Below are 26,784 nucleotides of genomic sequence, written 5' to 3'. Positions count from 1 at the left end.
CGACCCGCCTTCCACGCCCATCCACCACGAACCGCCCACGGCGATGCGGGACGCACCGTCATTCCCTCTCATTCTTGAAACCACGATTCACCATTCCACGTATCAAAGGATCAGTGTTGTACTCGCTTTTCCGGAAGCCGGCAGCTGACAGTACCGCCGCCCACCTCAGCCTGGTGCCGACGTCGGTGTCCGCACCGGTGATCGCGGGGCTTGTGGGCGAGGCCGCGTGACCGCCGAGACCGTCCCGTTCATCGAGGGCAGTGGGCCCTACTGGCCGGACGCTTGCGCCGCCTCCGGCCGGGACTGCCCGGCGCCCTTCTCCGGCGACGACCTGGTCCGCATGCAACGCCGATGGGCGGATACCCCGGTCGTGTGCCGGTGCCATCCGCACCCTGCCCGTGTCGGCGCCGTGCTCCGCGACCCGGACACGTACCTGGCGACCGAATGCGACCGGCGGCTCGCGGGCGAACTCGCCCGGATCGCTCCCCACTCCCGGCAAGCGCTGGACGACAGCGACACGTTCACCACCCGCGTCATCCGGCACGCGCTGGCCGACGGCATCACCCAGTTCCTGGACCTGGGATCCGGGCACATCGCCACCAGCGCTGCACACGCCGCCGTCGTCGAGCATCCCGAGGCGACGATCGTGCACGTCGATCACGATCCGCACGTCGACAGCCACAACCTGTGCGATCTCACCGACGACCCGGTCCTGATGACCCGGCCGCGGACCCTCATCCACGCCAACGCGTTCGCCATCGGCCCCATGCTCGCGTCCCTGCACCGCAGCGGCGCGCTGGACCGGTCCCGGCGGCTCTGCGTGCTGCTGGTCGACCTCCTGTACTACCTCGACCCCGAGCACGACCCGCGCTCGGTGATCCGCCGCCTGGTGAAACGCCTCCCGCCCGGCAGCTGGGTCGCGGTCAACCACCTCACCAACCAGGCACCATCCACACTGGACAACCCCAGTGCCCGGGCCGCCTTCCGCCGCGACACCGACCGCTGGTGCAAGGCCATGACACGGTGCGTCCCGCCACACCCACACGCCAGCAGACACAACGAATTCGCCCGCCGGATCGCCGACCTGGACCTCCTCCCACCAGGCATCACCACCACCGGCACCTGGCCCGCCCCAGACACCACCCGCCTCCCCCAGGCCCCCTACACCCTCGCCGCCGTCGGCCGTGTTCCTGATCGCAGCGAGCGCAAACCGCGTGAGACCACGGGAGACCGGTCATGATCCCGGCCGTCCCGCAGTGGCGGGACGGGCAGGTGCCGCACTGGGGCGAACCCTGCCCGCGCGCCGTCAAGTGCTGCAAAGGGCTCCACACTCCCTTTCATCGCGCCAACAACCAGAAGCTGTGGGGTTCTCTGCCCGCCCCGTGCGGACAACGACCGCACCCCGCGCGGGTCGACGACGCGCTCCGCGGCGGCACGCTCGCCTCCCCGCGAGACCGGCTGCTGGCCGCTGAGCTGCTGCGGATCTCTCCGGCCGCGGCCGTGGCGGTCAAGGAACGCGACAGTTTCGCGGCGCGTGTCGTCGAGAACGCGCTCGCCGAGGGCATCACGCAGTTCCTGGACATGGGATGCGGATTCGCCGACGGCAGCGCCACCTACCGGGCACTGACCGACGCGAGTGCCGCGGGCAGCACGCCGAGGCTGGTGCTCGTCGACCATGACACCGACGTCCACAACCACAACCACGCTTGGCTCGACCGATCGCCTCACCGCGACCACCTGTCAGCGCACGCGGTGCGCGGGAACTGCTTCGCGGTCGACACGATGCTCAAGGACCTCAGCTCGGCCCAGATCCTCGACCAAGACCGGCCGGTCTGTGTCCTGCTGGTCGACCTCCTGCACTACCTCGAACATCGCCGCTCCCCGCGGTCGGTCATCCACGGGCTCACGACACGCCTGCCGGCTGGCAGCTGGATCGTGATCACCCACCTCACCGACCAGCCCCTCCTGCCCGCACTCCCCACCTCCGCGCGGGCCGCGCTACGGAAAGACACGGCCCGCTGGTGCCGCGCGTATGAACGCTGCGTTCCCCCGCACCCCCGCGCGTGCAGCCCGGCCACGTTCGCCGACTGGCTGACCGACTTGGAACTCGTCCCGCACGACGAGATCACCAGCCAGGCCTGCTGGCCCGGCCCGGACACCACCCGGCACCCGTGCCCGCCCTTCACCCTCGCCGCGGTCGGCCGGGTCCCCTCCACGACCACCCCTCCATCCGGCCCACCACGCAGTGCGCGTGAGTCCGTTCGCGACATGCTGGCCGGCGTCCTCGCCGACAGCGGCGAGACCCGCGAGAGCTTCGCGGAATCGATCGGTTACCCCAGCTCACAACTTGACCAGGTCCTGAACGGCCGTGCACGCGTCACCCCGGAACTCGCCCACGCCGTCGCACGACGCTACGACTGCGACGCGCTCGCCCTGCTGACCCTGCAGGACCACGCCGAGCTGTCCGCCGCCACCACCCGGCGGGAACCGACCGCGATCCCCGCCGGATCCGCACCGGCGGCACACCGGCGTCCGCTCCGCGTCGACATCGACGAAGCGGCCTCGGCGGTCGAGGTGCTCCGCGCCGTCCACACCGCCACCGGACTCAACCTCGGCGCGTTCGCCGCCACGCTCGGCTACAACCGCACCACGATCGCCAAGGCCCTCTCCGGCCACCGAGTCCTCACCGCACCCGTGGCCGACAGCATCGCCTGGCACTACGGCCTCGACGCCGCCGATCTCCTCGCCCGCCAAGCCCGTGCCCAGCTCGCGGTACTCGAGGAACGCGACCGGCGCACCCGCGCCGCCGACACCCCACCCGCATGACCCCCGGCACCCGCGTTTCCGCCACCGAGAAGGAGAAAACCATGCAGCACACCAGATCCGGGCCCGCACGCCAGCCCTGCCGTCACCACGCACACGGATAGGCCGGCGCACCGGAAACTCCGGCCGCAGTGATGGCACGAACCCCGAAGGAGAAACGGCATGAACGAATCCGATCAGCTCGGCACCGCGCCGCCCGGAGTCCCGCGACACCGCGGGACCCGGCTTCGGCCGCCCGCAGCAGGTCGCGTCCGTACCCAGCCCGCCCGCCAGGTACGTTGCTCCAGCCGCGCCGTCCGCCGGCGGCGGACAGTCGTGCCACGCACCGATCTCCTCGTGCACCGAAGCTTCTCCGACCACCAGCACGGTCCGAGCCTTCTCGTGGACACCGTGTGGTGGGGCGGCGCGATCGCCCTCGGCGCCGGCCTCGCGATCTGGAGCGGCGAGCTCTACCAGCGAATGCCGCTGTGGTTCGGTTCGGTCGCGGCCGCGGCAGTCGCCGGGGCTGTCCTGGGCCGCATGGTGGGGTCGACGTTCCGCCGCCAGCCCTGGATCCGTGCAGCCGCGGCCGTGATCCCGTTCTCGGTGGCGGTCATGCTGATCGATCTCGGCGCACCCGCGGACACCGGTTTCGTCCCGGACACCTGGGCCGGGATCCGCGACTACCGCGGCGGATGTCTGTCCGGAACCGAGTACACCGGCCCTGGCGCCGCCCTCGCCCTCACCTCCGACACCGTGACCATCACCGGGTCCCAGGGCGGGCTACTGCGGTTTACCAGAACAGGCCAGCACTGGCCGTCCCTGGCCCGTGCGGAGATCTGGGGGCTCGGCGTCGTCCCGCGCGACCGTACGACGCGCGAAGCCCTGGCAGACGTCGGCTGTGACTAGCCACCACGCCGATTCGACCGGGGCCCGGCGTGCCCGGTCCGAGCCGATCACCACACCCGACGTGCTCGCCGGGCCTGGTTCGGCCAGATCCCCTCCCGATATGGCCGTGGCGGCCAAAAACTACAACCCCGACCTGTATCACCCGCCGACACAGACCCACGTTTCCAACCAAGATGGAGGAACTCACAGCGTGACCAGTACAGCCAGGGTTTCCACCGCGGCGGTGTGACGTCGGACCAGCCGGGCAACCACCCGATCACCCTGGTCGACGACGACGGCGGCGCGATCCTGAGGTTCGACGCCTTCCGCAACGCCGTGCTCACCATGACCATCGCCTGCCATCTCAGGCCGAAGCACACGAGCCACTCGCCCTGAAGTTCACGCCGCCGACGCGGCCGCATCCCCTACCTGACAAGGGAAGCACCGAAACCATGCCGACACTGGACCTGGACCTGACCTACGTTAACTTCGACCACGGCGGCGCGGAGCATGATCAGTCCGCCGTCTACGTCATGGACACCCTGGTGGAACTGCTGGGCGCCGACGACCGCACACCCGACGCGGGAATCATCGGTGAGGCGAGCTTCTGGCGTTTCTTCGGTGGTAAGGGAATCGGCCAGGCCGAGGTCGCGCTGAACACCACCTTCCGTGACCGCAGCTACGTGATCCTCCCCGGCAGCCTCCCGAACGACTGGGGTGAGATCCCGCCCGCGCTGCTGTACGACGCAGCGAAAGTCCACAAGCACGAATGGCACAGCGGCCGGGAACCCGGCTTCCTCGAACGCAACCGCAACCGCGCCCTGCTGTCCCCACGCGACAGTCCTGACCAGATGTTCAACCTCTTCGGCTTCCACGGGCATCCCAACGGCGACCAGCGCCGGCACGACGTGACACCGTTCCGCCCCTACGGCGCCCGAGCGGCGACACCGACCGTCGTCCTCGGCGACTGGTTCGGCCACCCCTCCGGACCACGATTCGAACCCGCCACCTACCCCGAGCATTTCGACGAGCTCTGCCACTATGCGCCGCGCATGCTGTTCCCCGACGGCATTCCGGTGCCCGGCGACCATCCCTTCGACACGCGCGCGCTGGACTACCTTTGCGGCAGCTGGCGACCGGGGCGCCGCGACTGGCGGCACGCGTGGCGACGGAGAAAGCCCGGCCGCCGTGTCGGCGGGGTCGGGTTCAGCCACGCCGGCGAACTCGCGAACGACTACACGCCCACCAACTTCCCGCCCCGAACGGGCGGCCGCCCACTCAGATCGACGCCGCCGTGCTCAATCCGCGCGCCGTGGCGATGTTCGTACCGGACAGTGTGCTCATCCACGAGCCCGTGGAACCCGTCAACAGCCACAAAAGGTTCTCATTCAGGCTTCAGTTCCCTGATTTGTCCTCTGTGGATAGTGATCAGGCAGGCGTCGCCGCATGAACGACGAGGAGCCCCGGGTACGCGGCGACGCGATCACGGAGACTGTGTGCGCAGGACGACCGCGTGTTCACACCGGGTCTGTCTGTGCTGTCGCCGTCGGCCCGGAATCGCGTTCAGCAAGGCATCATGCCCGGCCTCACAGCTGGTCGGCCCGCATCCCGTCCGCGTTCGTCCTCGGTGAGGGGGGGATGACGGATGACCCTGCTTGATCTGGTGTTCACGATCGTCGTCGTGCTGGTGGCCGTCTGCGTCGTCCTGGCCCTGCTCGCCGGCGGGATTCTGGCCTGGTACATCGTCGACGCCGAGCGCCGTTCACAGACCAAGTTCGAGCGCATCTATCCGCCGGTGCCGGTTCCGAAGCCGGAGCCGGAGGAACAGGGCGACACCGACCGGCCTGGTCGATCGTTCAACACCGACCCCGACCAGGCCGGTCGGCCGTTCGGACCGCTCTACCGGAACACGCCCACCCCGACACCGGGCACCGAGAACCGGCCAGGAAGGGACTGATCATGCTCTCCACGCTCCGCGGGATCGCGCTCGGCGTGCGCGTCGTGCTCGTCGTCGTGACCGCGCTGTTCGCCACCTGCTGCGGCTCCTCCCTGTCGTCCGAGCACCCGCTCGGGGTGGGCGTCCTTGTCCCGCCGGAACTCGACACCGTGGCCCTATCTCACGGGATCGAGCGCGGCTACTTCGCCGCCGAAGGCCTCGCCGTGAGCGCGGTCCCGGCGCCCGACCCGTACGTCGGTCTGTCCACGCTCGCCGGTGGCGGCGCGGACATCGCCTTCGGCTCCGCCACGAGCATGGTCGAGATGGCCTATCAGGGCCTCGACATCAGAGTCCTTGCCGAGGCTGGATGGCTCGGCGACCGGGGCGCGGCGATCGTCGTCCGAAACGACTGGCCCACCGGCCGTGACGAGCAACAGTCCTGCTCGCCAGCGCGTCACAACCCTGTTCGCACGGTGGGAACGCCGCATCGACGACGCCGGGCCACAGCGAGAGTGCCCTGCCCGCCACGCCACCTGCACGCGACGACCGGTAGAGCCAACCGGCGCACCGCCGTCATGATGCCTGGTGCGCCCAGGGACTGCGCCCAACGCCCGGCTCCCAGGCACCGCACTCCGACGGCACGACCGAAGCGCGCCCACGTACGCATCACTACCCGCCCGGCATCGGCGACCGCCGGGTTCGGCACACCCCAAAGGAGAACCATGCACGACACCGCACCAGCAACGGTCATCGCCGTCGACGGTCCGGCCGCCGCCGGCAAGACCACCACCAGTCACGCCCTGGCCCGAGCGTTCGGCCTCGACTATCTCGAGAGCGGCAGCGCCTTCCGCGTCATCGCCTTCGAGGCGTTGCACCGGGGCGTGCCCGTCGACGATCCGGGCGCGATCGAGAATCTATGCGACGGACTGTTCACGGCCGGTGACACCGGCTCAGTCCTGGCCTCGCCCCGGTACACCACCCAGGCGCTCCGCTCCCCGGGCGTCACAACGCTCGTCCCCGTGGTGGCACGGATACCGGGCGTACGACGGCACGTCGCCGCGCTCATCCACCACTGGGCCGCCCGGCATCCCCGCTGCATCATCGAAGGACGCGACATCGGCACAGCACTGTTCCCCGCCGCCCGCGTCAAGCTCTACCTGACCGCCATACCCGCCGTCCGCGCTCACCAGCGCGTCCGGCAAGAACCCGGCCAAACCTACGAGACGGTCCTGCAGGACATCCAGCGCCGGGACCACGCCGACATGACCCGCACGGTCGCGCCGCTCACCCCAGCCAGGGACGCGGTCGTGATCGACACCAGCGACCTCACCGCCAAGCAGGTCATCGACCGCGTGACGATGTTCTGCCGCAGCCAGGGGGTCGAGCAGGCCACAACGGCCACCCATCCTCCGATCCAGACCCCGACCATCCACACTGGACACAAGACAGGTGAATCGGCGACATGACACGACGTTCAGACCCGACGATCCGAGCAAGTCTCAGCAGCACATCGCGTGCGGATGTCTCGGGTGAGGAACCCGAGGCGACGCAGCCGGAGTCGGTGAAGGACAGTCCGGCCGCCGGCTGCCTGTTCTGCCGGTTCCATGATTCCTCGATCAACGAACTCCTTCTAGAAGGGCAGGAGGTCTACGTGCGCTGGGACAACTACCCCGCTGCCCGAGGACATGTCGAACTCGTCCCGAAGAGACACGTCGAGTCCTACTTCGCCCTCACCGAAAGCGAACACGCGGAAATGTATGGCCTGATCAGGCAAGCACGGCAGATGATCGACCACCACTACCACCCAGACGGCTACACCATCGGCGTGAACGAGGGGAAGGCTGCAGGCAGGACGATCGACCACCTGCACATCCATCTCATCCCCCGGTATGAAGGCGACGTAGCCGATCCTCGTGGCGGCATCCGACATGTCCTGCCAGGAACGAATCCCGAAGCATGGCTCGGTGCCTTGCGCGAGAATGGCGACGCGACGTGACGCCCTCTGCGAGCTCGTCACGTCATCTGCTCGCTGGTGCGGAGGCAGCGGCGACACAACCCGGCCATACGCCCGAGTCCGCTGCCGAACTGGCGACGGTTGAGTCAGCGGGACACGCCTCACGGCTCGTCCGCGTCGCCGCCGATGCGGAACCACAACCCGCCAGTGCCCTCATTGCCGTGGCCCCACACCAATCCCGCGTGACACCGACGAGGGGTTTCTAACCAACTCCGCGCCCCGCCCCGCTATCCGTGGGGTCTCACCGGGTGGCCGACCGTAGCGAATCCGCCCAGCTGCCTGGCCTGGCCTGCGGACAGGCTGTTCCCCCGCTCAACCCCGGAACTCGGCAGAACCACACCGTCGCTGAGGTCGGTGACGGTGCTGTCGAGGAGGAATGGCGTGGTCAGTGTTACCTCCAATTCGGATGCTTCTCCTGCAGCACATCTCGGCACGCATCTAATAGTTTGAAGGTGATCTCGTCGCCGTCGACGACGTCGGGATGCCATCGTTTAGCGGCCCGCCTGTAGGTGCGCCGCGGGTCCGACCACGCCCTCTCATCGCGGCCTGACAACTCCCACAACAGTTGACTCGCCTTGACCACCGTCAGCGTCCTGTGCACGCTGATCTGTTCGTACTGCAGGTGAAACCACGCCAGCCGCGCTCGCCGGCGTTCGGCCGCATACGCGGCACGGCGAGCGGCGGCGATCCGTTCCGGGTGGCGTTCGCGGTACGCGGCCTGCTTGCACCCATCCGAACACCACTTCGGACGAGGCCCACGTTTGGGAGGCTGGTTCCAGCCGAGACCGCACAGCCCGCAGGTCAACCTGACCACACCCTCGTCGCCCGGCTTCGCCCGTACCGACCGTGCCTGTCGTCCCATAGATACCGCTCCCGCATCGCCTCGATCGCTCTCGGGAATTCGTAACGACACACACCCCACACCACACCGACGACACCCCGTGTCTCACTGAGTCGCGTGACGAATTACCCCCGGACCGGTGACCCGCGTCCGCGCTGGTCACAACCGCATTGGCAGGGCCACAGAACGCTGCCTCGGACGACGAGTAAGTACCGGGTTCCGCGGCGCGACCGCCGCTCGGTCGATCACCACCGACTCGTCACACGACGAGACGTATCACCCCAAGCGCATCATGCAGCCGCGCTATCGGTCGAAGGCGCTGATGCGGTTAGCCTCTGTCCGTCAGATGTCGGTCCTCGGTAAGGCGGGTCGACGCATGCTGCCTGAGTGGACGCGAACGCAGGCTGGGTGCAGCGCGACCCGCAGCCGCACAGGCCGAAGCCCGTCGTGCATGGGGCTTCACTGCGCAGGCTGCCCCTCCGCGCTCACGCCGTGATCGGGACGCGGTCTACGCGACGCCGTCGTGCCAGGCGGTGAAGGCGAGGTTCGGACGCGGTGCCGTGCCGCAACCGCAGGCACTCGGGGCATGCGCCGTGGAGTACTGCGTGCCCCGGCGCCTGCAGGCCCGGCACAGCCCGATGGCGAGCAGCGTCGCCCGCGCGTCGGGGCTGATGGTGGGGATGCTGTGTCGTCTCCGGATCCGGGCGGCCTCGATGGCAAAGCATTGCCCTGCCATCCGGGATGCGTGGGTCCACGTCGGTTCGTCGGTGTGCTTGGCCCGTTCGTCGTGCTGCCGGCAGGCGGGAGCGTATGCCTGCGCCCCCCCCCGGCAGGGATCAGTGGACAGGAAGTCCCTCTCTGCCCGGTCCAACCCGCTCCCCAGCTCTTCGCAGGAGAATCCCCGCTTGGCCCCGCCGACGCGTCCGACGTTGTCCGGGCTGCCCTCCCCCGAGCCACCGCGCTGGTTGCGAGCATGTGCAGAGCAATCGTCGCCGCGGCGAGCCCGGTCACAGTGGCGGTGCTTGCGGCCGTCGTTGTTGGTCACGGCCGTACCTCCCCTGCCGGTGCCCACACCATCCGACCGGCACGATCGACCGTTCGACCCGAGTCTGGAACTGCTCGTGAGCCCCAGCCCGCCTCGCGACGGGCATCGCCCCAAGCCCTCGGCAACGTCCGCAACCTACGCCGGAGGGCGACGTCTCGGAAGCAGCCTGCAGCGACGTGCGGCAGCCTCAGCGACGGCACCGCACCGCCGTCTCAGGCTGGTTCCCGTCGAGCACTAGATCAGCACAGGCCGGCGGCAATCGGGCCCTTACCTCTACGTCGAGGAACTATCGCCGCCATCGCGACATTGACCGACTCTTGATGCCCGACCTGCGTCGCCGACGCTTTGGGCGTCGAAGCCGGTGGGGACGGCCGGGGTTGGTCGGCGGACGCTTCCTCCTCCGGAACCAGACGACCGAGCCGCTCACGGACCCGATCGCGATCGCGCCCACGACGATGGTCTGGGTGTTGGTGACGGCCTCCTTCAACCACTGGCCAGCCTTGGAAAACCGGTACTTCCACGTGGCGTTCACACGGATCTGAAGCACGCTGTCCGAATCTTGAAAGAAGATCGCGGAGTCGTCCATGGACGTTGCGACCAGGGTTAACCGGTAGTCACCAGGTACGTCCCCTGTGACCGACCACTTCCACACCGCCTCAGGACGGTCCGCGTCCAGGGGAAGTTCGGCGGCGGTCATTCTTGCGACTGTGCCGTTGAATCCCTCTTTGGACAGCTCGACCTGAATCTTTGGGGTGACGCGGATCAACCGGCCCGCAGGGTCGGTGGTCGTTGAGGCACAGCCTGTTTGGTCGAGCCTGATCACCACTTCGGCCGTCGTCGGCTGGTTCACATCGACCGTGACCGGCTGCGAAGTCAGGTAGCAAGCCTTGGTCACCGGAGGCCCCGGACTTACTCCAGTTTCTGGGGGACCGACGACCGCGTAGACGACGCCGAAGAGAATGACCAGAAGGAAGACCGCGGCCAGTCCCAGTGCCTGATTGTTCGGCATCCGGTCTGGGCGGCGAACGAAACTCACCGCGAGCACCACCAGCCCGACAACCGAAAGTGCGAACAGCCCCAGGAAAACCAGGCTGGCCACGCTGAGCCCGCTGAACACAGTTGCCTCCCCAAACGACCTACCAGAGTAGGTCTCCGCGAACGTGCTGTGCGTTACCCGGCCGGCACGCCCAGATAACGCACCGACCGTCGGGAAGACGCACGTCGGACGGCATGACGTTCCAAGTCTGCGACCACCGGATCAGGTGACAGCATCGTCCGCAAGGAGAACGGTCGGCGCATGCGCGCGAGCTCGGGCCCTGACCGACCGCGAAGGCGCAACGCTGGGACCCTGCCAGGTCGTGCGAGTGCTGCTCGCGGACGAGGCCGCCGGCCGGGACGCGGCGAACCCGCGGACCCTCCGCAAACGCGCCGCGTTCCCCGCAGGCAAGACCTTCGGCGACTGGGACGAGCAGGCCTCGTCTATCGCGCGGCCGACGCAGGACTCGCTGAAAACACTGGAAGGATTGCGAAACACGGAGAATCCCTGCATCTGCGGCCCGTCCGACACCGCCAAATCACCCGCCTGCGAAGCCCCCCCCGGCAAGGTGCGATCGAAGTCGGGCTGACTGTCGCTGGCTTCACCACCGAGGACCCCGGCGCCCCGCTTCTGGCTGACGCCGTCGAGGACGGCTACCAGCGCACGCCGGGCCGCAGTGGCGCCGGCCGCACCGATTCCCTCGATCGGATGACATGTCCCTTTCATCCTGCCTTACGCCGAACGGGTACGACACTCGACCGAAGTCACCGAGAACGATCGGACAGACTCCGGAACGCTCGCCCTCTAGCGCCCGCCGGTGTCGACTCGCTTGGCCCAGCTCGGACCGCTCGCCCGGCCACGAGGAGGCTCCAGACTCCGCGGAAACGTACGCGGACCAATGGCCTTCACCGGGACCGGATACAGGCCTATGCGGAAGCGGCCGTTTTCGAACAAGACGACCATGGCGGCGTCTTCGCCACCGACCCACACCTCGAGGGCACGGCGTCCCGCGCGATGTCCGGCGTCGTAGGTCGACAGGCTCGAACTGAACCCGATCATGCTGCCGTCTTCGAAGCCGACCGAGATCGCCGGAAGGCGGAGGTCGTTCGCGCGGAAGACCTCGATGTCGACGACTTTCGCGGCGTACCAGCCGGTCTTCCGCACGGACTTGGCTCTTCTGTCCCAGCCGACCCAGGCGGAGAGACCGCCCGCACACCCGAGAGCCAGTGGAATGCCGGGGAGAATCGCGGGTGCCGGTGAACCGATCGCCACCGAGAACCACGCCACGAGACCGAGCGCTACGGCACAGGCACAGAAAACCGGGATGGCCAGGAGGCTCATGGTGTGAAAACGCTGGGGCAGTACCGCGAATCCGGGCTCCCGCGCGACGGCTGTTTCCGTGGGAAGCCAGGTATCGACCGCGGCTTCGCCGATCTTGCGGCTGTGCCGGAGAGCGATGGCGCACGCGATCGCGGCGGTGAGCAGCCCGACCGCCAGGATGACGTCGACCACGACTTCGGTGCTTTCCGCCCAGTCGGCGACGTCTTTCTCGGTCAGCCCCAAGCCCATTCCGACGCTGACGGCGAGGAAGAGCATGATCCCGCTCGCGGCCACCAAGAAGCAGGCCCGACGCCGGTCCATGAGTGTTTGCACTGAAGGCTGAGCGGCCACGGGAGCTCCCTCGGGGTCGGCGAACACCATGCCGACCAGACTTCCCGGCGCTCCTTCCTGGAGAATACCCCGATTCGCGGCCCGAGCGGAACGCGTCGCGGCCTCACGACAGTCAGTCCGCGGGATCGCCGCGTCGCAGGGCCGGGTCCTCTTGAGTGAAGGTTCGCGCCACACCCGGCCCGCTGGACCGCGTCTCGAACCGGACGGTCACCCGCCCGTGCCCGGCGCCCTGCACCCAGCCGCTCCCGTGCTCTTCATGCACGACATCGTCCCCGGGACGCCAGCCCGAGAACACGACCGGCGCGCGTTCCTTCGCGACCGACGTCTCCCGAGACTTCGGAAACGGGAACGGACAAGGTGAACAGCGGATCCTGATGCGGCACCGAAAGCCCGGAGAATGCGACGCCCGCCAGCCGGACCCCGCCGAACTCCGCCGGGTCGATCAGCAGCCTTTCCGCCATCGAGGCGGCTGGTCGAATTCGCCGGTGGGCGAGGCCATCGTCTCCGAACGCGTCACGGTGCTGAAATCGGTGTCTCGCAGTTTCACCACCTGCGATACCGAACGACGACGCGCCCTTGATCGGCTGATTCCAGGACGCGATGGCCCCGGTGTCTACTCTTTGCAGCTGCACGGAGTGCTAGCTTCGGAAAGAGGGACGATAAACGCGTGAACGATGGCGACAAAACCGCGTGGCGAGCTTGCCGCGCGCCCCGATCGGCGCTGCCCTCACTGACAATCAACGCGATCCATGCGACCGCCGGGATCGTCCGCGCGGCTGACCCATTCCTGCCTGTCTGGGCGCTGTTCGCGGAACTGGATCACCACGGGGCAGACGCGTGGCGGCACGCGGGCCTGATCTGCGCGCAGAAAGTCGTGGCCGGCTCGACGTATCGCAGCAACGCCGAAGGCGCGGATTTGTACTTGCAGCATGCCCAGATCGATGACACGACGCCTCCGCCGCTGGCCGCCGCGTATTCCGTGGTGGCTGCGACCCTGCGCGGAGGCCTCCCGGCCGCACGCCACGTCCTGAGCGAAACCGACCCCGCCGCCACCTGCACGGTCACCCGAGCCCTTTTCGTCCTCGCAGTATTGGCGTCCGGAAGTCCGGCGGCGAAGAAACCACTGCTCTACAACGCGATCTGCGGGGAGTACGTACGTGCGGAGCGCCTTGACCGGAGCGCGATTGCCGCTCTCATGATCCGCCCGCCACACCAGTGGCAGTCCCGGGCATCGTTGTGGTCCTAGCCACTTAGCGAGGACACCCCCGACGTCGCCGCGCCGCGCTCGCGGCCAGCAGCCTTCCTTTGCCCGCACTGCAGCAGATCTTCTGCTCGCGTGAGGCCGAACCAGTGCCCGGTGGCCGAGGAGGTCGTGTGCGACTGCTGGACATCGCCGCCAAACGGCCACACCTGGCACGAGATCGCCCACGCCCTCGGAACCGGCCCCGACGACGCGCGCCTCCGCTTCGCCCCGGAATCGCCCTCGCAAGCAGGGGCCGCCACCCGCGGGTAGGGGGTGCTCCATTGGAGGGACCCCCCACGACGGCGCGGCGATTCACCGGGAAGACTGAGGGCGCCAGGCGGGGGCGAACATAGGTGCGGCGATCGCGGTCATGGCGTCGCGCCCCACCTCCATCGAGGTAGAGGGGCGAAGGGCGGATGGGCTCAGGTTGTCCGGCCACGACCTTCCCCCGCCTGGCGTCCGCCTCGAACACCGGCAGCTCGCGACTCGGTGAATAGCACCGGTGACCACGGTCGCCAACGGCTATGCCAAATCAGCCAGGAGAATCGCCAGGCTTCCCAACGGGATCACGCTGCCGTCGCGCCGGGTGACGGTCTTGGCCAGCTGCCGGATCTCCGCGGCCCTGCCCGCACCGACCTCGTGCCCTGGCAGGGCGGCGGCGTTCAGCCGGGCGAGCCGGACCGCGCCGCGAAGTCGCGCGATCTGCGCACAGTCGCCGGTGCGGGCTGCGATCTTGACCGCGTCGTAGACGCCGGAGGGCAACGGGGGCCGAGCATGCCTGCACCGACATGAGGTTCCACATCTTTGTTGCGTTTCGCGACGGTTCAGCGATACGTCAGGTATGACCAGGCCAGCCGCACCGGAGCCCGTACCCGACGTGGCGCAGTCGCTGCTGCATGCCTGGGCAGCGGAGATCGTCAGCGCGGCGTACTCCGACGCGGTGTCTCTGGAGAATCTCGTCGAGGTATGGCAGCACCGCCGGCGCGCGCTGGACGCGGCGATCGCGGGTGAGATCACCACCGTCAGCGCGCCCGATACACCGGCGTGGCTGCCGGACGAGACCTGGCCACAGCCCTATCATCGGTACATCCAGTGTCATCAGCACGATCTCGGCGAATTCTCCACCTCGCCTCCGCCCAACGCCGCTTGAGTTCCGCGTGCGCGGATCCGTCTGCCAGCGGAGCAGCCCGCGCGCGTTCTGCTCCCACCGCCCTCGCGGGAAGAGCTGACCACGTCTCAGCCCGTACCGCACGCAGCTGTCCATATGGACATAGCCTCGAGTGCGACACACCCGAGGACGTCCGGCTTGAAGGAGCGCCGCCCATCGGTCCGGCTAAACCGGGCCATCGACGGCGCCTGCTCACAAGACCATCAACCTCGGTGACTTCTCCTGGCAGAGAATCTCTTATCAACGAGGGCGAAGGGAACCCCGTTGGCATGCACGCCAACGGGATTGCCTTATGCAACTAGGCAATGTCGCGCGCTCGGGGTCTTCTTCGTGTCGTGAGCCAATCCCGACGGAATTCGTCACGTCCTTTCACCGCTTCAGCAGCCGACTTTCCGGCGAAGGCGAGTGTCCGCGCGGTGGCCAGCCAGCCGGGGGGCGTGCCGACCGGCCACCGCAACACCCATCACGAGGCCACACGCCGGACGCTATGACGTCCCGCACCGGCGATCACCGGATCGGGTGAGAGCGCCAGGCCGTCGAGCCGGGCTGAGCACACGGCGGCGTCGGAGCCCGGCCGGGATGGCGCGGGGGGGGCGGGGCCCCGGTCGCGTTGCGCGTTGCCCGGACGTCGTACCGGCGTGATAGATGGTGGGCATGGATGTCGATCTGGGTGGGTCAAGGCTCGCGGTCTGGGGCGTCGCGCGTGCCGACGTGCGCGGCCGTGGCGAGCCGGGCGCGGGCGAACTCTCTGCCGATGCAGCATGCGAAGACCTGCTGCTGCAGGACCGGACCGGACGATCGACGATCGGCGTCCACCTGAGCCGCGGCGCACGCGCCGACACCCGACGGCATCATGTCCTCGGCACCGGAGCGCCAGCGTCGTGATGCCGCCGCGTCCGATCAGGCCGGTGATCACGTGTCCCTGACCAGTGAGCTCGCCAGCCGCCGAAGCCCGCTCGCCGCGTGGTGCGAGCGAACGTTCGCCGGGACGGCGTCGGTGGTCGAGCAGATCGCGACCGCCGTGCGGGAGGTCCGCCCCATCCGGCCCTCCGGACAGGTTCCGGCACGGTGGTGGGCCGAAGTCGGCGGAGCGTTCGGGCAGCGTGTCGCGGACCTCGTCCAGCCCGCACCGCCGTATTACGCACTGCTCGGACTGATCCAGGCCAAGTGGGCGTCCCCGGCGTGGGCGCACGATCAAGCCGCGCGCTACCCCAGCCACCGCGGCCTCACCGGCGAGCACCGCGCCCGCGCGCTGCATCTCCGGCCGGCCGCCGCGTCCTGGCTGGACCTCGGCGGGCCCGTTGAACCTCGCCTGCCCGGCAACCTGGCTGCCGAGGCGGTATGGGCGGACTTCCTCGAGCGCGGCCGCACCTATCTGGCCCGCCACGCCCCGGCTGGGAGCCTCGGCTCCCCCGGCGCCGAAGCCGGACTGGCCCGCCTGTGCTGGCTGCTGACCGTCTGCGAAGACGTCTACCGCAGCGGGTTCATCGACGACCGCCTGGCCAGGCTCTTCGACGCCGGGCGCCCAACCGTCGAGCAGCTACGAGGTCTGGTCGAGCAGCGCCAGGTCGACGAACTCGTCGCCCTCGCGCGGCTGCTGCATGACCGCGGAACCCTGTGGGAGCTCCGGAAACTCGCCGGCAACCCCGCCCCCGGCACACCGCTCGGAATCGCCGGGCCGACCATCGTGCCGCACTGGGCCGACGCCGACCTCCTCCTCGGCGCGATCGACCCCGACCACGGCATCGACGCCCGCGGCGGGACACTGCTGGACGTCAAGACCGTCGTCAGCGTCCGCGACACCAGCAAAGTCGGCCGCTGGCTCTGGCAAGTACTGCTCTACGCCTGGCTGGACACCGCCGACCTGTACCGGATCCGGCGAGTCGGTTTGCTGCTCGGCCGCCACGGCCAGCTGGTCACCTGGCCCGTCGACGAACTCGCCGACCGCCTCCTCGGCCGCCGCGTCACCGGCGACCACGCCCGCGACGCCTTCCACGACCTCGCCGGCCAGATCATCACCGGCCACGGACTCCCCTGGCCCGTCGCCTGACCGCCCTCCAGCTAGAACCTGACGTACGTCGATCGTCGGCCAGAGCTATCCGCGATGGGCGCCGTCACCTCGGGCCGCATCCTGCGAGCCGCGGCGCAGCGTAATCGTAAGGTCGCGACGTCCAGCTGTCCCGATCTGTGGCCCCTAGGTCGCCGTCGCTGCCGGTTATCCCGCCGGGAGGACCACGGGATTCGGCCCTGCTGGTCAGGGCTATCTCAACTCACCTCGCCGATCCGACCGACCGTCGCCTGCCCGTGGTCCTGGCACAGCCAGTCCTTCTAACGTCCTTGACGAGCGCCACCGATCGCGAACCGGGGCGGCCTCTCTGGCACGAGAGGCCGCCCCTTACAGGTTCCGTCGAGGGTGTCTTGCCTCCACAGCAGGAACACGAGAACGGAACACACATGACGATAGGTGGTGCGCGAGACGAGTTGCCATCGCGCAACGACAGAACGTCGCCTGGGCGCGACGACGAACAAGGGGCGGAATCATCCGCGCCGAACGCCACGACCGTTGACCGCAGCGACGAACGGCGATCCCTGGTCCGGCTCGCCAGCCGGATCCTCGACTCCTGGGGAGCCACAGTCCGCCTGGTGATGATCCTGACCGTCATCATCGGTGGCCTGTGGCTGCTCAACGCCGTTGTCGACCTGGGCCCGATCCGCCTCGGCAAGCCCTGAGCAGCAACCGGAGACGCCCGGCGCCACACGACGCCGGGCCCCTCCCACCACGTTCGGCACGAACGGAGATCAGCGACACCCGTTCCGCAACGACAGCCCACCACCCATACCCCTTCCCTCCCCAGATATGACAGGGCCTGGGCGTGAGCCACCTGGCACTGATCCGAGTGGCAGCCCAGCCAGTCACCGAACCCGAGGACGATAAAGCGATGAGCCAGCCACCACACCTCTACCTAGGACCAGCCATCCAGCGATGGCGGCCGAGCACCCCCGCCGATATCCAGAACGCCATCGACAACGGCGCGCTGGAGGAACGGCACTGGCTCGACATCAAGCGCCAGCTCAACCACGACAAACACGACAAGATCGAACTCGCCCGGGACGCGGCCTCGTTCGCCAACGACGGCGGAGTGCTCCTGATCGGCGTGGACGAAGACAGGCCGACCGGGAAGCTCACCCTGGCGCCGACACGACTGTCAGGGCTGGCGGAAACCGTCGAGCAGATCCTGCACCAGCGCTGTGACCCGCCGCTGTTCGTGCAATGTCATCCGATCCCCGTGTCTCCGGAAGACATGGAGAACGGCTATCTGGTGATCGAGATACCGCCGAGTCCGCTGGCACCGCACATGGTCGACGGCCAGTATCACGGCCGAGGCGACAAGACCAAGCACCGGCTGAACGATGCAGCCGTGGAGCGCCTGTTCGCGATCCGGGCTGCCCGCCAGGTCACCGCCGAGCAGCTGATCGCCGCCGAGATCGCCCGCGACCCCATCGAGGACGACCGCGACCAGGACGTCCGCCTGTACGCGGTCGCCCACCCGATCGCCAGCCCTCCCGAGCTACTCACCCCGCACCTGGTGGGCGATGAATTGCAAAGCCTCGTCACCCGCGCCGCGATGACCCCCCATACAGGAAGTTGGCTGCAATCCCTTCACCAGTACAACCAGCCACGGGCGGCCGGGCGCGGTTGGCACACCTACGACCTGCACTCCCGCATCCTCTCGCCCAACGCCGTCGGCAAAAACCGCCCACAAGCCGACCTGGAAATCTCCGACAACGGCTCCATCGCACTCTTCGCCTCAGCACTGGTCGGTGCCACCGCTATCGGTTTCGCACGGGATGTCCGTCAGCGCTACGTCTACACCGCAGAAGCCGTCGGACTGGTCCGCGCCTTGGTCACCCTCGCCGGCGAGGTCGGAACCACGTTCGGATACCGGGGTCAGTGGGAGATCGCTGTCGGATTGACCAACCTCAACGGGCTCGTCCACAACAGCACACCGTCTCTGGGTGAGCCCGACCAGCTTCTGCGATACAGCGCAAGCCGATACGTGCAAGGAACGTCAGCCGGGACAGGTGAGCTGCAGGAAGCCCCAGGGCCTGTGGTGAGCAGGCTGATGTACAAGTTCGTGCGAGCGTTGGGAGCAGAGCAATTCTTCGCCGACGTCTTCGCGCGTGACGGGAAGGATCGGCAGCCCACCTGATCCGGCGGCCTCCGACCGTCAAGCTGATGCTTTCCAAATCGTTCACGCAATGACGCCTCGGCCAAGCGAGCTGGGGTGGATCCTGCTCGCGAGCGCCTCCGAAGCGGGTTAACGATAGCCCTCGCCCTTGCAACCCGATACCTGCCGCTCCGCTGCGCGGCACCCGGCCTGACGACGCCGTTCACCGCCATCCGGGTGTACCCGCCCCACACCCACACCCACAGCGAACAGGACCATCACCTGGCCACCCGAGTCAGCCGCGTTCCCGGCTACGCCCTCGTCCCCGCCCGGCGCGACCGATACAGCGCCCAGGCTGAACTGCCGCTCACCATGTCAACCACCCTCCCCACACTGGCAAGTCGCCGAGGGCACCGTGGTTCAGCCTGGCTCAGGCCGGAATCTCTGGCTCAGGCTGGAATTTCCTGGCGCAGCTCGGCGACAACGGCGCCGCAGGCCACGCACTCCTTCACGTGATGACCGACCCGCGTGCCCTCCCGCCTCCCCAGCCCGTCCCGGACCCATGCGCCCAGCTTTCCCGCCGTCGCGAGACAGCCTCGCGAACGCTCGTCAGGTTCGGGCACGTGCATCTGAAGGTATGCCTGCCGCAGGCGCTCACGCGCCCGGCAGGCCAGGGCGGACACCGCGTTCGGGGTCAGCCCCATCACTGGGGCGATCTGGAGGGGTGTCAGCTGCTCGACGTCGAGGTGCCACAGCACTTCCTGGTGCCGCTGCGTGAGGCGGACGAACGCGCGCGCGGCGAGCAAGCGCTCCAAATCGGCCAGAGCGGTGTCCCGGAACGGCTGGGTGATCGTGCCCGGGTTGCCCGAGTCGATCGCGGTGGTCTCGACGTCCTCGGTGAAGGTGATCCTGCGGTCCCGGCGTGTCTTGTCGTAGGCGATATGCCGCAAGGTCGTGAGCAGGTACGCGCGAACCTTGGCGTCCTCAGGACCGCAGTCCCCACCCCGCAGGATGTCGAACACCCGGAGGAATGCCTCGGAGACCAGGTCGTGGGCATCGTGCTCCGAGCAGGCCAGCTGCCCCGCCAGATGGTGCGCCGAGGCGCGATGCCGCGCATACAGGACGCCGAAGGCGGCCGCGCTCGTGGCGGTCTTTCCGTGGCGCACGGCCCGCAGCAGTTCGGGGTCGGTCCACTCCGCGGAGGGCGCCCCGGCCACGACGACGGCCGCGGTGGCTCGCGGCCGATTCCGGGAGTTGCTGCGCCGGTCACCGGTTCGGTGGAACCGGATGCCGGTGGACGGCCGCTTGCTGGGCAACACGGTGGTGGGCACGACTGACTCCCCGCTGGACGTGATCACGACGTGGGTGCGGGGTACCGGCCGGCTACCACCGCGAATATAAAGTCCTAGGACTTTGAGAATTGCATGTCGGGGCCCTGATGCGCAATAGTCCTAGGACTTTGGTTCTCCGGCGGCGTGGAAGGGCTGACGTGGTGGTGAAGAAGCCGACGTACGAGGTGATCGCGGCGGAGCTGCGGGACTCGATTGTCGACGGCACGTACCAGCCGGGCGACATGCTGCCTCCGCTCAGCCAGCTCACCCGCCAGTTCGACGCGTCGAAAGAGACAGTCCAGCGTGCGGTGCGGGAGTTGATCGCGGAGGGCCTGGTCGCGACGAGGCGCGGGGTGGGTGGCGGCACGGTGGTGACGACCGCGCCCGTGCGCGAGGTGATCGTGCGGGAGCGCAAGATCTTCCGGGACGAGCGGGGATACTTCTTCGACCTGGCGGCACAGTCCTGGGTCGCTGTTCGTGAGCCACAGGTCCGGACAGCGCCACCCCCAGCCGATCTCGCCGTGCTACTGGGGACCACACCGGGCCAGCCGGTCGTCATCCGCGATCGCGTGATGGGCGACCCCGACACCAGTCAGGTGCACCACGTCTCCCTCAGCTACCTGCCACCGTGGCTGGTCGACGAACTCCCTGTCATCGCGGAAGCCGAGACCGGGCCAGGCGGGATCCTCGACCGGATGGAGGAGCACCTGCAGGCGGAGCTGGACATGGAGGAGCGAGTCGGCGCCCGCCCGCCGTCCGCGCGCGAGCGCGAACTATGGGCCCTCCCGCCCAGTGCGCCGATGCTGCGACTGCGGCGGATCGCCCGCAGCCCGGACGGACGGATCTGCGAGGTCAACGAGACCGCGTTGCCAGGCCACCTGTACGAGATCGGCTACGCGCTCGAGCGCACGGACACACCGGACCGGTGACTCGTCCAGCCCAGAAGAACACGACGACGTGCGTGGGCCGACACCGGCCCTGCCAAACAGGTACGCGACGATGGGAGCGGAGACAATGGCTGCCGCACGGCCACAGAAGGGCTCCCCGCATGACCGAGGCTGAACTTGCCGAACTGTTCGCGGGGGCCTCCGCGCGGATCGAACACGGGCAGCCACTCGCGACCCAGGTCACGGCCGTGCAGTTACTGCTCGGAGCAGTCCGGGAGGATCCGCGGTACACCCTGCAGGCCAGGGACTTCCTGACCGCACAGGTGGCGCTGGGGGTGCACCCAGAGCACCTCGTCACCGAAATCACCAAAGCGCTCGCGCAGCTGCCTGAGCCCCGCTGATCGCGGCAGCATCCACATCTCGACTCTCTGTCCACGTCGGCAACCGATCTGGATGTCGGCTGCAAGCGTTGGCGCAGGGACCGCGCGTAGGCCGGTGTCACCGGTTCCATCGTGTTGGCTTCCCACGTCCGCTGTGTCTCCGCGGCGCGCACTTCCCTCAGCGTTGTCGGTTCCGCCTGCCGTTGGCGCGGGCTGGAACAGTGCTCGATCACGCGAATTCTGATGCCTCGAGCATGTGAGTGCACCGTTCTGGAGCTCCGAGTGTCATGCCGTCCGGCAGTTGCTGTCCTGCCCAGAACGCTCCCGCCGCCGCAGTGTCGGTGATCGCCGTGGTCGACCATCGGTAGCCCTGGCCGCGGACCAGCGCGGCGGTCACCAGCACGGTCCCGATACCCCGCCGCAAGTAGGCGTCGTCGACGCGGACTTGTTCCACGACCCCGACCTTGCACGCACCGCACATCTGCATGTCGAGATCGGCGATGGTGACATCCCGTAGCTGAAGCATGATCTGCTCGATTCCGGCGAGCACGAACGGAGGCCGCACGGCCAGCTGCAGTCCGGATGACGTCGCCGGCATCCCGTCTCGCGGCCGGAGATCGACTTCGAGCCACTCCGCCCGAGGAAGGCCCAACCGGACACACAACTCGCACCGGCCGGTCGGCAGATCCAGCGCCTGATTCCCGCCGCGGCCGCGCCCGGCGACGTCGAGGTCGTGCCCGTTGAGGCACCGCCCATGCCACAGCGCAGGCCGCACGACATAGTCGCCGACTGCGATCGGGTCAGGATCGGGCACAGCGGGCATGCCCGGAGTATGCGCTCCGCTCCCGCCACCTCCACACCAGGGTCAACCTAGGTTCGGTTCGGTACCAGACACTTCGTAACGACCGAACGTCACCCGCTGCGCAACCTGTGCCGCCGGCCGAAATGACGTGTTCCGCGCACGGTCGCCGGATCACGAGAACGCCTGGATGCGTGACGGCGCACGGCAGCCAGCCCCGTGCCCCAGCGCCCCCGGCGAGCCTCACCCCTACACCGACCCGACTTCGACCGCGGCCGCCGTCCCTAGTGTCACCGCGCCTTGACCGACCGCTCACCCTGCGATACGAGAGTGCCTTTTCCCCGTAGCATGCGTCACCGTGGCCAACTCGACGACCGTGCTCTCCCACAGTTTCGACGGGACCTTCTACCGCATCCGTACGACGTCGTTCGATGTCCGCTACATCATCGGTGACCGTGAAGATCCCGAGCAGGCAGAGAACATCGATGTCGAGGTGCGCTTGCCCGACGGCTCACGGTGGAGCGCGACGATGTTCACCGTCGCCGAAGTGGAACGACTCATGAAACAGTGGGCGCAGACCGGAGAGTGCGGGGGCGGCAGCTATTTCGGGTGCTCCGACGGCGTCATCGTCCGCGAACCGGGCGTCAGCTTCATGACCGAGGTACTCATCGGACTCCACGATGACGAAGACAACCTCACAGGTCTCCTCAAACCACTCGGCAACGAGTAGTTCTCGGCACGAGGACCGCGCGGCACCGTTCGACCAGCGGCATGAGAGTGCGTCGGCGGGCGCTCGCGGTGCGGCGGCTGTCACCCGCCTTGGCCGACGTCGATGGTCAACAATCCAGGTCAGGTAGCGGATTCACTCTCAGCGGCTACGGGCAGCCGGTAGTGCTCACTGTCGCGGTGTCGTGATGCGGTGAGGCGTCGGAAGGCGAGCCGTCGGGTGATCACCCATTCGTCAGCTGACCGTACGGCAGCCAAGTCTCCGGCGTGGGCCGGGTCGCCTGCCGCCGAATTTCTCCTTCTGAAGTTCTTCTACGTACGGAGAAGTCGTAGCGGCCGTGTGCCGCGCGGCGAACTGATCAACGCAGGCCAGCCCGTGCCAAGCCGCCATCAGATCCCCGTCCCGCACGAGCTCCTGCAACCAGCTTTCTTCCTCTGACGTGGGATTCCAGTGCGAGATCACGTACAAAGTGCCGACATCCAGTGGGGGCCGGCGAACTGCCTCTTGGGAGACTCTTTGAACTCGGCTTTCTGCCTAGCTGTCACCGGCTCGGTAGTACCTCTTGACCCTGATAGACCGCATCATGTGCAACTTTTGCCGCGCCTCGCTCAAGTATGTCGACCCCGCCATCACCCCGCGAAGGCGTGATCCAGCCCGAGCACGGGCGTTCTCGGTTGATGAACATCGCCACAACATCTTGCCGCGCACATGGACCTGGAATTCGAGAACTCGGAGTCAGTATTCGTGCCGTAGGCTGGCGGGGGTCAGTGGACGACTCAGGGGGTACCATCGTGGCGGGTAAAAGGATCGCGCTCATCGTCGCCACGGACCGCCATTACGATCCAACCTTTCAGACGTTGCGTGCACCGGCTCAGGACGCCACGTCGCTTGCCGAGGTACTCACAGAAACGCCGCAGTACGGTTATGAGGTAACGGTCCTGCACAACGAGCCGGCAGCACAGGTCACCAGATCGATCGAGCGCATGCTGCTCGGATTGCGTCGGGACGATGTCTTTCTGCTCTACTTCTCGGGACACGGCATCAAAGACGACGCGGGCAACCTGTACCTGGCCACGATCGATTCCGAACATCTTCTGCCAAGCTCCACCATGGTGGCCGCCCAGTTCGTTCGTTCACAACTGGATCAAAGTCGATGCGGACGCAAAATCGTCCTGCTGGACTGCTGTTTCGGTGGCGCGTTCCCCGAAGGCCAGCTGCCACGGGGTAAACATCGCGTCGAGGTGCTGGACCAGCTGACTGGACGAGGATGCGCAATACTGACCGCGTCCACCGCGCTGGAATTTGCCTACGAACCCGACGGTGCCGATGGGCCGCTCGTGTCCGGTGAACCGACTCGCTCCTACTTCACATCGGCGCTGGTCGACGGACTGCAGACGGGTGCGGCCGACCTGGACGGCGACGGCTGGATCGACTCCGATGAACTGCACCGCTACATAGCCGACGAACTGCACGTCACCAACCCTCGCCAGAACCCCAGTTACGACTGCAAGTTCAGCGGTCGCCTCGTGGTGGCATCCAATCCATGCGGGCCGCGTCTGGGCTACGGCCTTCCGGACGAGATCGCTTTGCCGTTACGGAGCCCGCTGTCTGGGATTCGGGTCGCGGTTGCCCACTACTTACTGGAGTTGGCTTCCGGTGACAACGTGGCGCTCTCGCTTCATGCGCAGCAAGCATTAGCACAGTTAGCACTGGACACGAATCCCGAGGTGCGAGCTGCGGCCGCGACCTTCCTCGATAATCGGGTATCCCGACCCTGGTTTGCAATGGAAGGTGAGAGAACCAGCGGCACGCACATGGAAGCCATCCAAGTCGCCACCCAGCAGACTGGCCGTTTCGAATTCCTTGCCAACTTCATGGTAAATCTCAACCGGCGCAATCAGATGCTCGTGCATCGGCAGCTCAAGATGCTTGAGTCTCTCGAATCCAGGGAGGAGAACCCGGATAAGTTAGCAGACTTATTCAAGTTAGACCATCTTCTAACTCGAGCTCAGCGCAACCTTCAAAACATCCTCATTCTAGCCGATGCCGATTCACAAGACCGAAATTGGTCAAATGAATCCGTTTCGTTTTCTGTCATCGACGTCATTCAGGCTGCCATGGCAGAAATCGAGCACTACGCTCGCGTATCCTGGAGTTCTTTGCCCCAGAAGGACGTCCTCACCTGCAACACCGAAGACCTTACCCACATGATCGCAGAACTGCTGGACAACGCCACAGCCTTCTCCGCCCCAGAGTCACGCGTGACCGTGTGCGCTGAGTATACCGAATCCGGAGGGTTAGCCATCCAGATCATGGATCGCGGAATCGGGTTGACCCCGGACGATCTAACACTACTCAACCAGCGGTTGGCCAATCCCCTCGAGTTCGACCAAAGCGACGCGCAGCGATTGGGCCTGTACGTGGTGGCGCGGCTCGCCCACCGCCATAAGATCCAAGTACAGCTACAAACGAACGGTGCCCTTAATCAAGGAATTACAGCACTAATAATTCTCCCTGACTCTATGATTTCGCGAAGACAGGAAAATGAGATGAAGCACCAGGAGGGGAGCGCGTAAGGCACGAAGCGAGCACTGCGAACCAGCAGTGCAACCCCATTGTTAATCGACTTAAGACCTGACCGGCGACGTGTGACTCGAGGGGCTCTCGCCGACAATCCCGAGCGGCGGCAACCCGGCAGCTGCTAGCGTCATTGCTCCGGGGACACATACAGAACCTCGGCATCGGTCCACCGATCTGCAGGACGAGATCGGAACCCGGGAACTCGTCCGCATCGACGACCGAGGCGGACCTGGGCTCGAACGCACCCGCAGTCGCATTGCGCGCAGCGAAAAGGGATATACCATCATCTGGGTGTCCAGGAGCAACGCCATTGCGGAGCGCTGCGTCGTCCCAGCTGCTGCCGACGGCCGCGACGACCCATTGGTGACCGCGTAAGCAGGATGACCAGCAGCCAGGTAGGCGCTGGACGGCTTGCCGGACGGCGAAGCCGGGACGTCTGTAGCGTTAGTCCGCCTCCAACTCCAGCGTTCTTGCGAAGGCTTCGATCGCGCGCGCCTGCTCTTCGGCGCTCCCTCCAGTCAGCTCCAGCTTATTGCCACCGACCTCCACCACCACGCGTCGGTCCTTATCGCGGGTCACCCAGGTCCGCAGCACCTGACAGACCCCGGTGACAAGAGCGGTCAGCACCGCGGAACCACCCAGGCTGACAACCATCGCCCCGATGTCGACCCCAGTACCCTTCGCGCCGTCGGGAACCACGACCTCGGGTAGGCCGACATCCGCGACGTCCAGCTCTAATATTGCCCTCCGAAGCTTCCGCGTCTCCGCCTCAAGCTCCTCATCCCCAGACATCCGGACCAGCAACGTCGTCATACGCCCCCCTCAACCGGCTATCCATGCATGATAGTCGCCGACACCGCCAAAACCGATCATCGATTCGACTACTTTCCTTCTTGATCGCGCTGGCTCCCAAAGGCCCAGCTACTTCTACCGGGACGGCTCGGCCTCACCGAGATCAAGGCGGCGCCGCCGTTGCGCATTGGAGCTGGCCGACGCGGTGATCGGCCTCGGCCATGCCGAAGGCCTGACCCAAGGGGTGGCCGACGCATAGGTCAAGATCAACCTTAACCCTGAGAAAATCAAGTTCTGCCCCTCCCAATGTGGCTGCCGGCCACTGTCACCGGTCGCTCATCGGCATGAGCGTGCGAATGGAGAGCTCGTTCTCTTCGAGATGTGGATTTTTAGCGGAGAGTGGTTGTCTTACCGATCATGCTGCTCGTCCTCCTCTACCTGTCCGGTAGTCAGTTCGAGGGCGAACCGGCGTGCG

The 26,784-nt window shown here is 67.2% G+C and carries 27 protein-coding genes and 1 pseudogene; 19 read left to right on the top strand and 9 right to left on the bottom strand.

What is annotated here, in order from left to right:
* Positions 1–226: 226 nt before the first annotated feature.
* The 8 genes from ED92_RS10510 to ED92_RS10480 all read left to right on the top strand — a co-directional run bounded on the left by ED92_RS10510 (position 227) and on the right by ED92_RS10480 (position 7,622).
* Entirely contained in the window at positions 227–1,240 is a 1,014-nt protein-coding gene (locus tag ED92_RS10510) for an SAM-dependent methyltransferase (protein ID WP_037336456.1), read from the top strand.
* On the top strand, positions 1,237–2,826 hold the full coding sequence (locus tag ED92_RS10505; protein ID WP_037336454.1) for an SAM-dependent methyltransferase: 1,590 nt from the start codon (positions 1,237–1,239) through the stop codon (positions 2,824–2,826). Before ED92_RS10510 ends, ED92_RS10505 begins: the two co-directional genes overlap by 4 nt.
* Before the next feature lie 159 nt (positions 2,827–2,985).
* Complete coding sequence (locus tag ED92_RS10500) at positions 2,986–3,711, top strand: hypothetical protein (RefSeq protein WP_152610895.1); 726 nt, start codon at positions 2,986–2,988, stop codon at positions 3,709–3,711.
* A gap of 225 nt (positions 3,712–3,936) precedes the next feature.
* Entirely contained in the window at positions 3,937–4,086 is a 150-nt protein-coding gene (locus tag ED92_RS42715) for a hypothetical protein (RefSeq protein WP_161791090.1), read from the top strand.
* A 56-nt stretch (positions 4,087–4,142) separates the two neighbouring features.
* A complete protein-coding gene (locus ED92_RS10495; RefSeq protein WP_037336450.1) occupies positions 4,143–5,321 on the top strand; it encodes a hypothetical protein in 1,179 nt (392 codons plus the stop codon).
* A 14-nt stretch (positions 5,322–5,335) separates the two neighbouring features.
* Entirely contained in the window at positions 5,336–5,647 is a 312-nt protein-coding gene (locus ED92_RS10490) for a hypothetical protein (protein ID WP_037336448.1), read from the top strand.
* Positions 5,648–5,649: 2 nt separating this feature from the next.
* On the top strand, positions 5,650–7,092 hold the full coding sequence (gene cmk / locus ED92_RS41305) for a (d)CMP kinase (RefSeq protein WP_052120412.1): 1,443 nt from the start codon (positions 5,650–5,652) through the stop codon (positions 7,090–7,092).
* Positions 7,089–7,622, top strand: coding sequence for an HIT family protein (locus ED92_RS10480; RefSeq protein WP_081975754.1), 534 nt, complete (start codon positions 7,089–7,091; stop codon positions 7,620–7,622). Before cmk ends, ED92_RS10480 begins: the two co-directional genes overlap by 4 nt.
* 409 nt (positions 7,623–8,031) lie before the next feature.
* On the opposite strand, the gene ED92_RS42445 is transcribed toward ED92_RS10480, so the two are convergent.
* From ED92_RS42445 to ED92_RS10470, 3 genes are all read right to left on the bottom strand, one after another.
* A complete protein-coding gene (locus tag ED92_RS42445; protein ID WP_152610894.1) occupies positions 8,032–8,502 on the bottom strand; it encodes a hypothetical protein in 471 nt (156 codons plus the stop codon).
* A gap of 487 nt (positions 8,503–8,989) precedes the next feature.
* The gene (locus ED92_RS42440; RefSeq protein ID WP_152610893.1) at positions 8,990–9,217 is read right to left on the bottom strand and encodes a hypothetical protein; all 228 of its coding nucleotides are present in this window, start codon (positions 9,215–9,217) and stop codon (positions 8,990–8,992) included.
* Positions 9,218–9,812: 595 nt separating this feature from the next.
* A complete protein-coding gene (locus ED92_RS10470) occupies positions 9,813–10,643 on the bottom strand; it encodes a hypothetical protein (RefSeq protein WP_037336443.1) in 831 nt (276 codons plus the stop codon).
* A gap of 241 nt (positions 10,644–10,884) precedes the next feature.
* Between ED92_RS10470 and ED92_RS10465 the strand changes: the two genes are divergently transcribed.
* Positions 10,885–11,151: an ATP-binding protein gene (locus tag ED92_RS10465; protein WP_200882686.1), complete on the top strand. Its 267-nt coding sequence runs from the start codon at positions 10,885–10,887 to the stop codon at positions 11,149–11,151.
* 215 nt (positions 11,152–11,366) lie between these two features.
* Here ED92_RS10465 and ED92_RS42435 read toward each other — a convergent pair whose 3' ends face one another.
* Together ED92_RS42435 and ED92_RS10455 are read right to left on the bottom strand one after the other, a co-directional pair.
* Positions 11,367–12,203: a hypothetical protein gene (locus ED92_RS42435; RefSeq protein WP_152610892.1), complete on the bottom strand. Its 837-nt coding sequence runs from the start codon at positions 12,201–12,203 to the stop codon at positions 11,367–11,369.
* A gap of 142 nt (positions 12,204–12,345) precedes the next feature.
* Positions 12,346–12,786, bottom strand: a pseudogene (locus ED92_RS10455) (DNA polymerase IV); the annotation flags it as partial.
* Positions 12,787–12,900: 114 nt separating this feature from the next.
* On the opposite strand from ED92_RS10455, the gene ED92_RS42430 reads away from it, so the two are divergent.
* The gene (locus ED92_RS42430; RefSeq protein ID WP_037336439.1) at positions 12,901–13,479 is read left to right on the top strand and encodes a hypothetical protein; all 579 of its coding nucleotides are present in this window, start codon (positions 12,901–12,903) and stop codon (positions 13,477–13,479) included.
* 519 nt (positions 13,480–13,998) lie between these two features.
* On the opposite strand, the gene ED92_RS10445 is transcribed toward ED92_RS42430, so the two are convergent.
* Entirely contained in the window at positions 13,999–14,238 is a 240-nt protein-coding gene (locus ED92_RS10445) for a hypothetical protein (RefSeq protein WP_037336437.1), read from the bottom strand.
* Between the two features lie 79 nt (positions 14,239–14,317).
* Between ED92_RS10445 and ED92_RS10440 the strand changes: the two genes are divergently transcribed.
* The 5 genes from ED92_RS10440 (at position 14,318) to ED92_RS10425 (ending at position 18,855) form a co-directional block, all read left to right on the top strand.
* Entirely contained in the window at positions 14,318–14,626 is a 309-nt protein-coding gene (locus ED92_RS10440; protein ID WP_152610891.1) for a hypothetical protein, read from the top strand.
* A 672-nt stretch (positions 14,627–15,298) separates the two neighbouring features.
* Positions 15,299–15,529 (top strand): hypothetical protein, encoded by a 231-nt coding sequence (locus tag ED92_RS42425; RefSeq protein ID WP_152610890.1) that lies wholly within the window; start codon positions 15,299–15,301, stop codon positions 15,527–15,529.
* Between the two features lie 31 nt (positions 15,530–15,560).
* Positions 15,561–16,694: a hypothetical protein gene (locus tag ED92_RS10435; RefSeq protein ID WP_037339709.1), complete on the top strand. Its 1,134-nt coding sequence runs from the start codon at positions 15,561–15,563 to the stop codon at positions 16,692–16,694.
* 404 nt (positions 16,695–17,098) lie between these two features.
* The gene (locus ED92_RS10430; protein WP_152610889.1) at positions 17,099–17,374 is read left to right on the top strand and encodes a hypothetical protein; all 276 of its coding nucleotides are present in this window, start codon (positions 17,099–17,101) and stop codon (positions 17,372–17,374) included.
* Between the two features lie 143 nt (positions 17,375–17,517).
* Positions 17,518–18,855, top strand: coding sequence for a helix-turn-helix domain-containing protein (locus tag ED92_RS10425; RefSeq protein WP_152610888.1), 1,338 nt, complete (start codon positions 17,518–17,520; stop codon positions 18,853–18,855).
* Between the two features lie 407 nt (positions 18,856–19,262).
* Here the strand turns inward: ED92_RS10425 and ED92_RS10420 are convergent, their stop codons facing one another.
* Positions 19,263–20,144, bottom strand: a complete 882-nt coding sequence (locus tag ED92_RS10420) for an RNA polymerase sigma factor (RefSeq protein ID WP_052120408.1) — start codon at positions 20,142–20,144, stop codon at positions 19,263–19,265.
* 158 nt (positions 20,145–20,302) lie between these two features.
* Between ED92_RS10420 and ED92_RS10415 the strand changes: the two genes are divergently transcribed.
* A complete protein-coding gene (locus ED92_RS10415; protein WP_052120407.1) occupies positions 20,303–21,073 on the top strand; it encodes a GntR family transcriptional regulator in 771 nt (256 codons plus the stop codon).
* A gap of 119 nt (positions 21,074–21,192) precedes the next feature.
* Positions 21,193–21,432, top strand: a complete 240-nt coding sequence (locus ED92_RS10410; protein WP_037336428.1) for a hypothetical protein — start codon at positions 21,193–21,195, stop codon at positions 21,430–21,432.
* Positions 21,433–21,640: 208 nt separating this feature from the next.
* Here ED92_RS10410 and ED92_RS10405 read toward each other — a convergent pair whose 3' ends face one another.
* Positions 21,641–22,234, bottom strand: coding sequence for a hypothetical protein (locus ED92_RS10405; protein WP_037336426.1), 594 nt, complete (start codon positions 22,232–22,234; stop codon positions 21,641–21,643).
* 334 nt (positions 22,235–22,568) lie between these two features.
* Here ED92_RS10405 and ED92_RS10400 point away from each other — a divergent pair, with 334 nt between their 5' ends.
* Complete coding sequence (locus tag ED92_RS10400) at positions 22,569–22,940, top strand: hypothetical protein (RefSeq protein ID WP_037336425.1); 372 nt, start codon at positions 22,569–22,571, stop codon at positions 22,938–22,940.
* 788 nt (positions 22,941–23,728) lie between these two features.
* On the top strand, positions 23,729–25,513 hold the full coding sequence (locus tag ED92_RS41295; protein WP_161791088.1) for a caspase family protein: 1,785 nt from the start codon (positions 23,729–23,731) through the stop codon (positions 25,511–25,513).
* 448 nt (positions 25,514–25,961) lie between these two features.
* Here the strand turns inward: ED92_RS41295 and ED92_RS10390 are convergent, their stop codons facing one another.
* The gene (locus ED92_RS10390; RefSeq protein WP_037336423.1) at positions 25,962–26,330 is read right to left on the bottom strand and encodes a hypothetical protein; all 369 of its coding nucleotides are present in this window, start codon (positions 26,328–26,330) and stop codon (positions 25,962–25,964) included.
* Positions 26,331–26,784: the final 454 nt, after the last annotated feature.

It is taken from the genome of Amycolatopsis sp. MJM2582 (assembly GCF_000754115.1).
Taxonomy (GTDB): Bacteria; Actinomycetota; Actinomycetes; order Mycobacteriales; family Pseudonocardiaceae; genus Amycolatopsis; species Amycolatopsis japonica.
The sequence above is the reverse complement of the archived record's forward strand: the minus strand, read 5'-3'. Positions and strand labels throughout refer to the sequence as shown.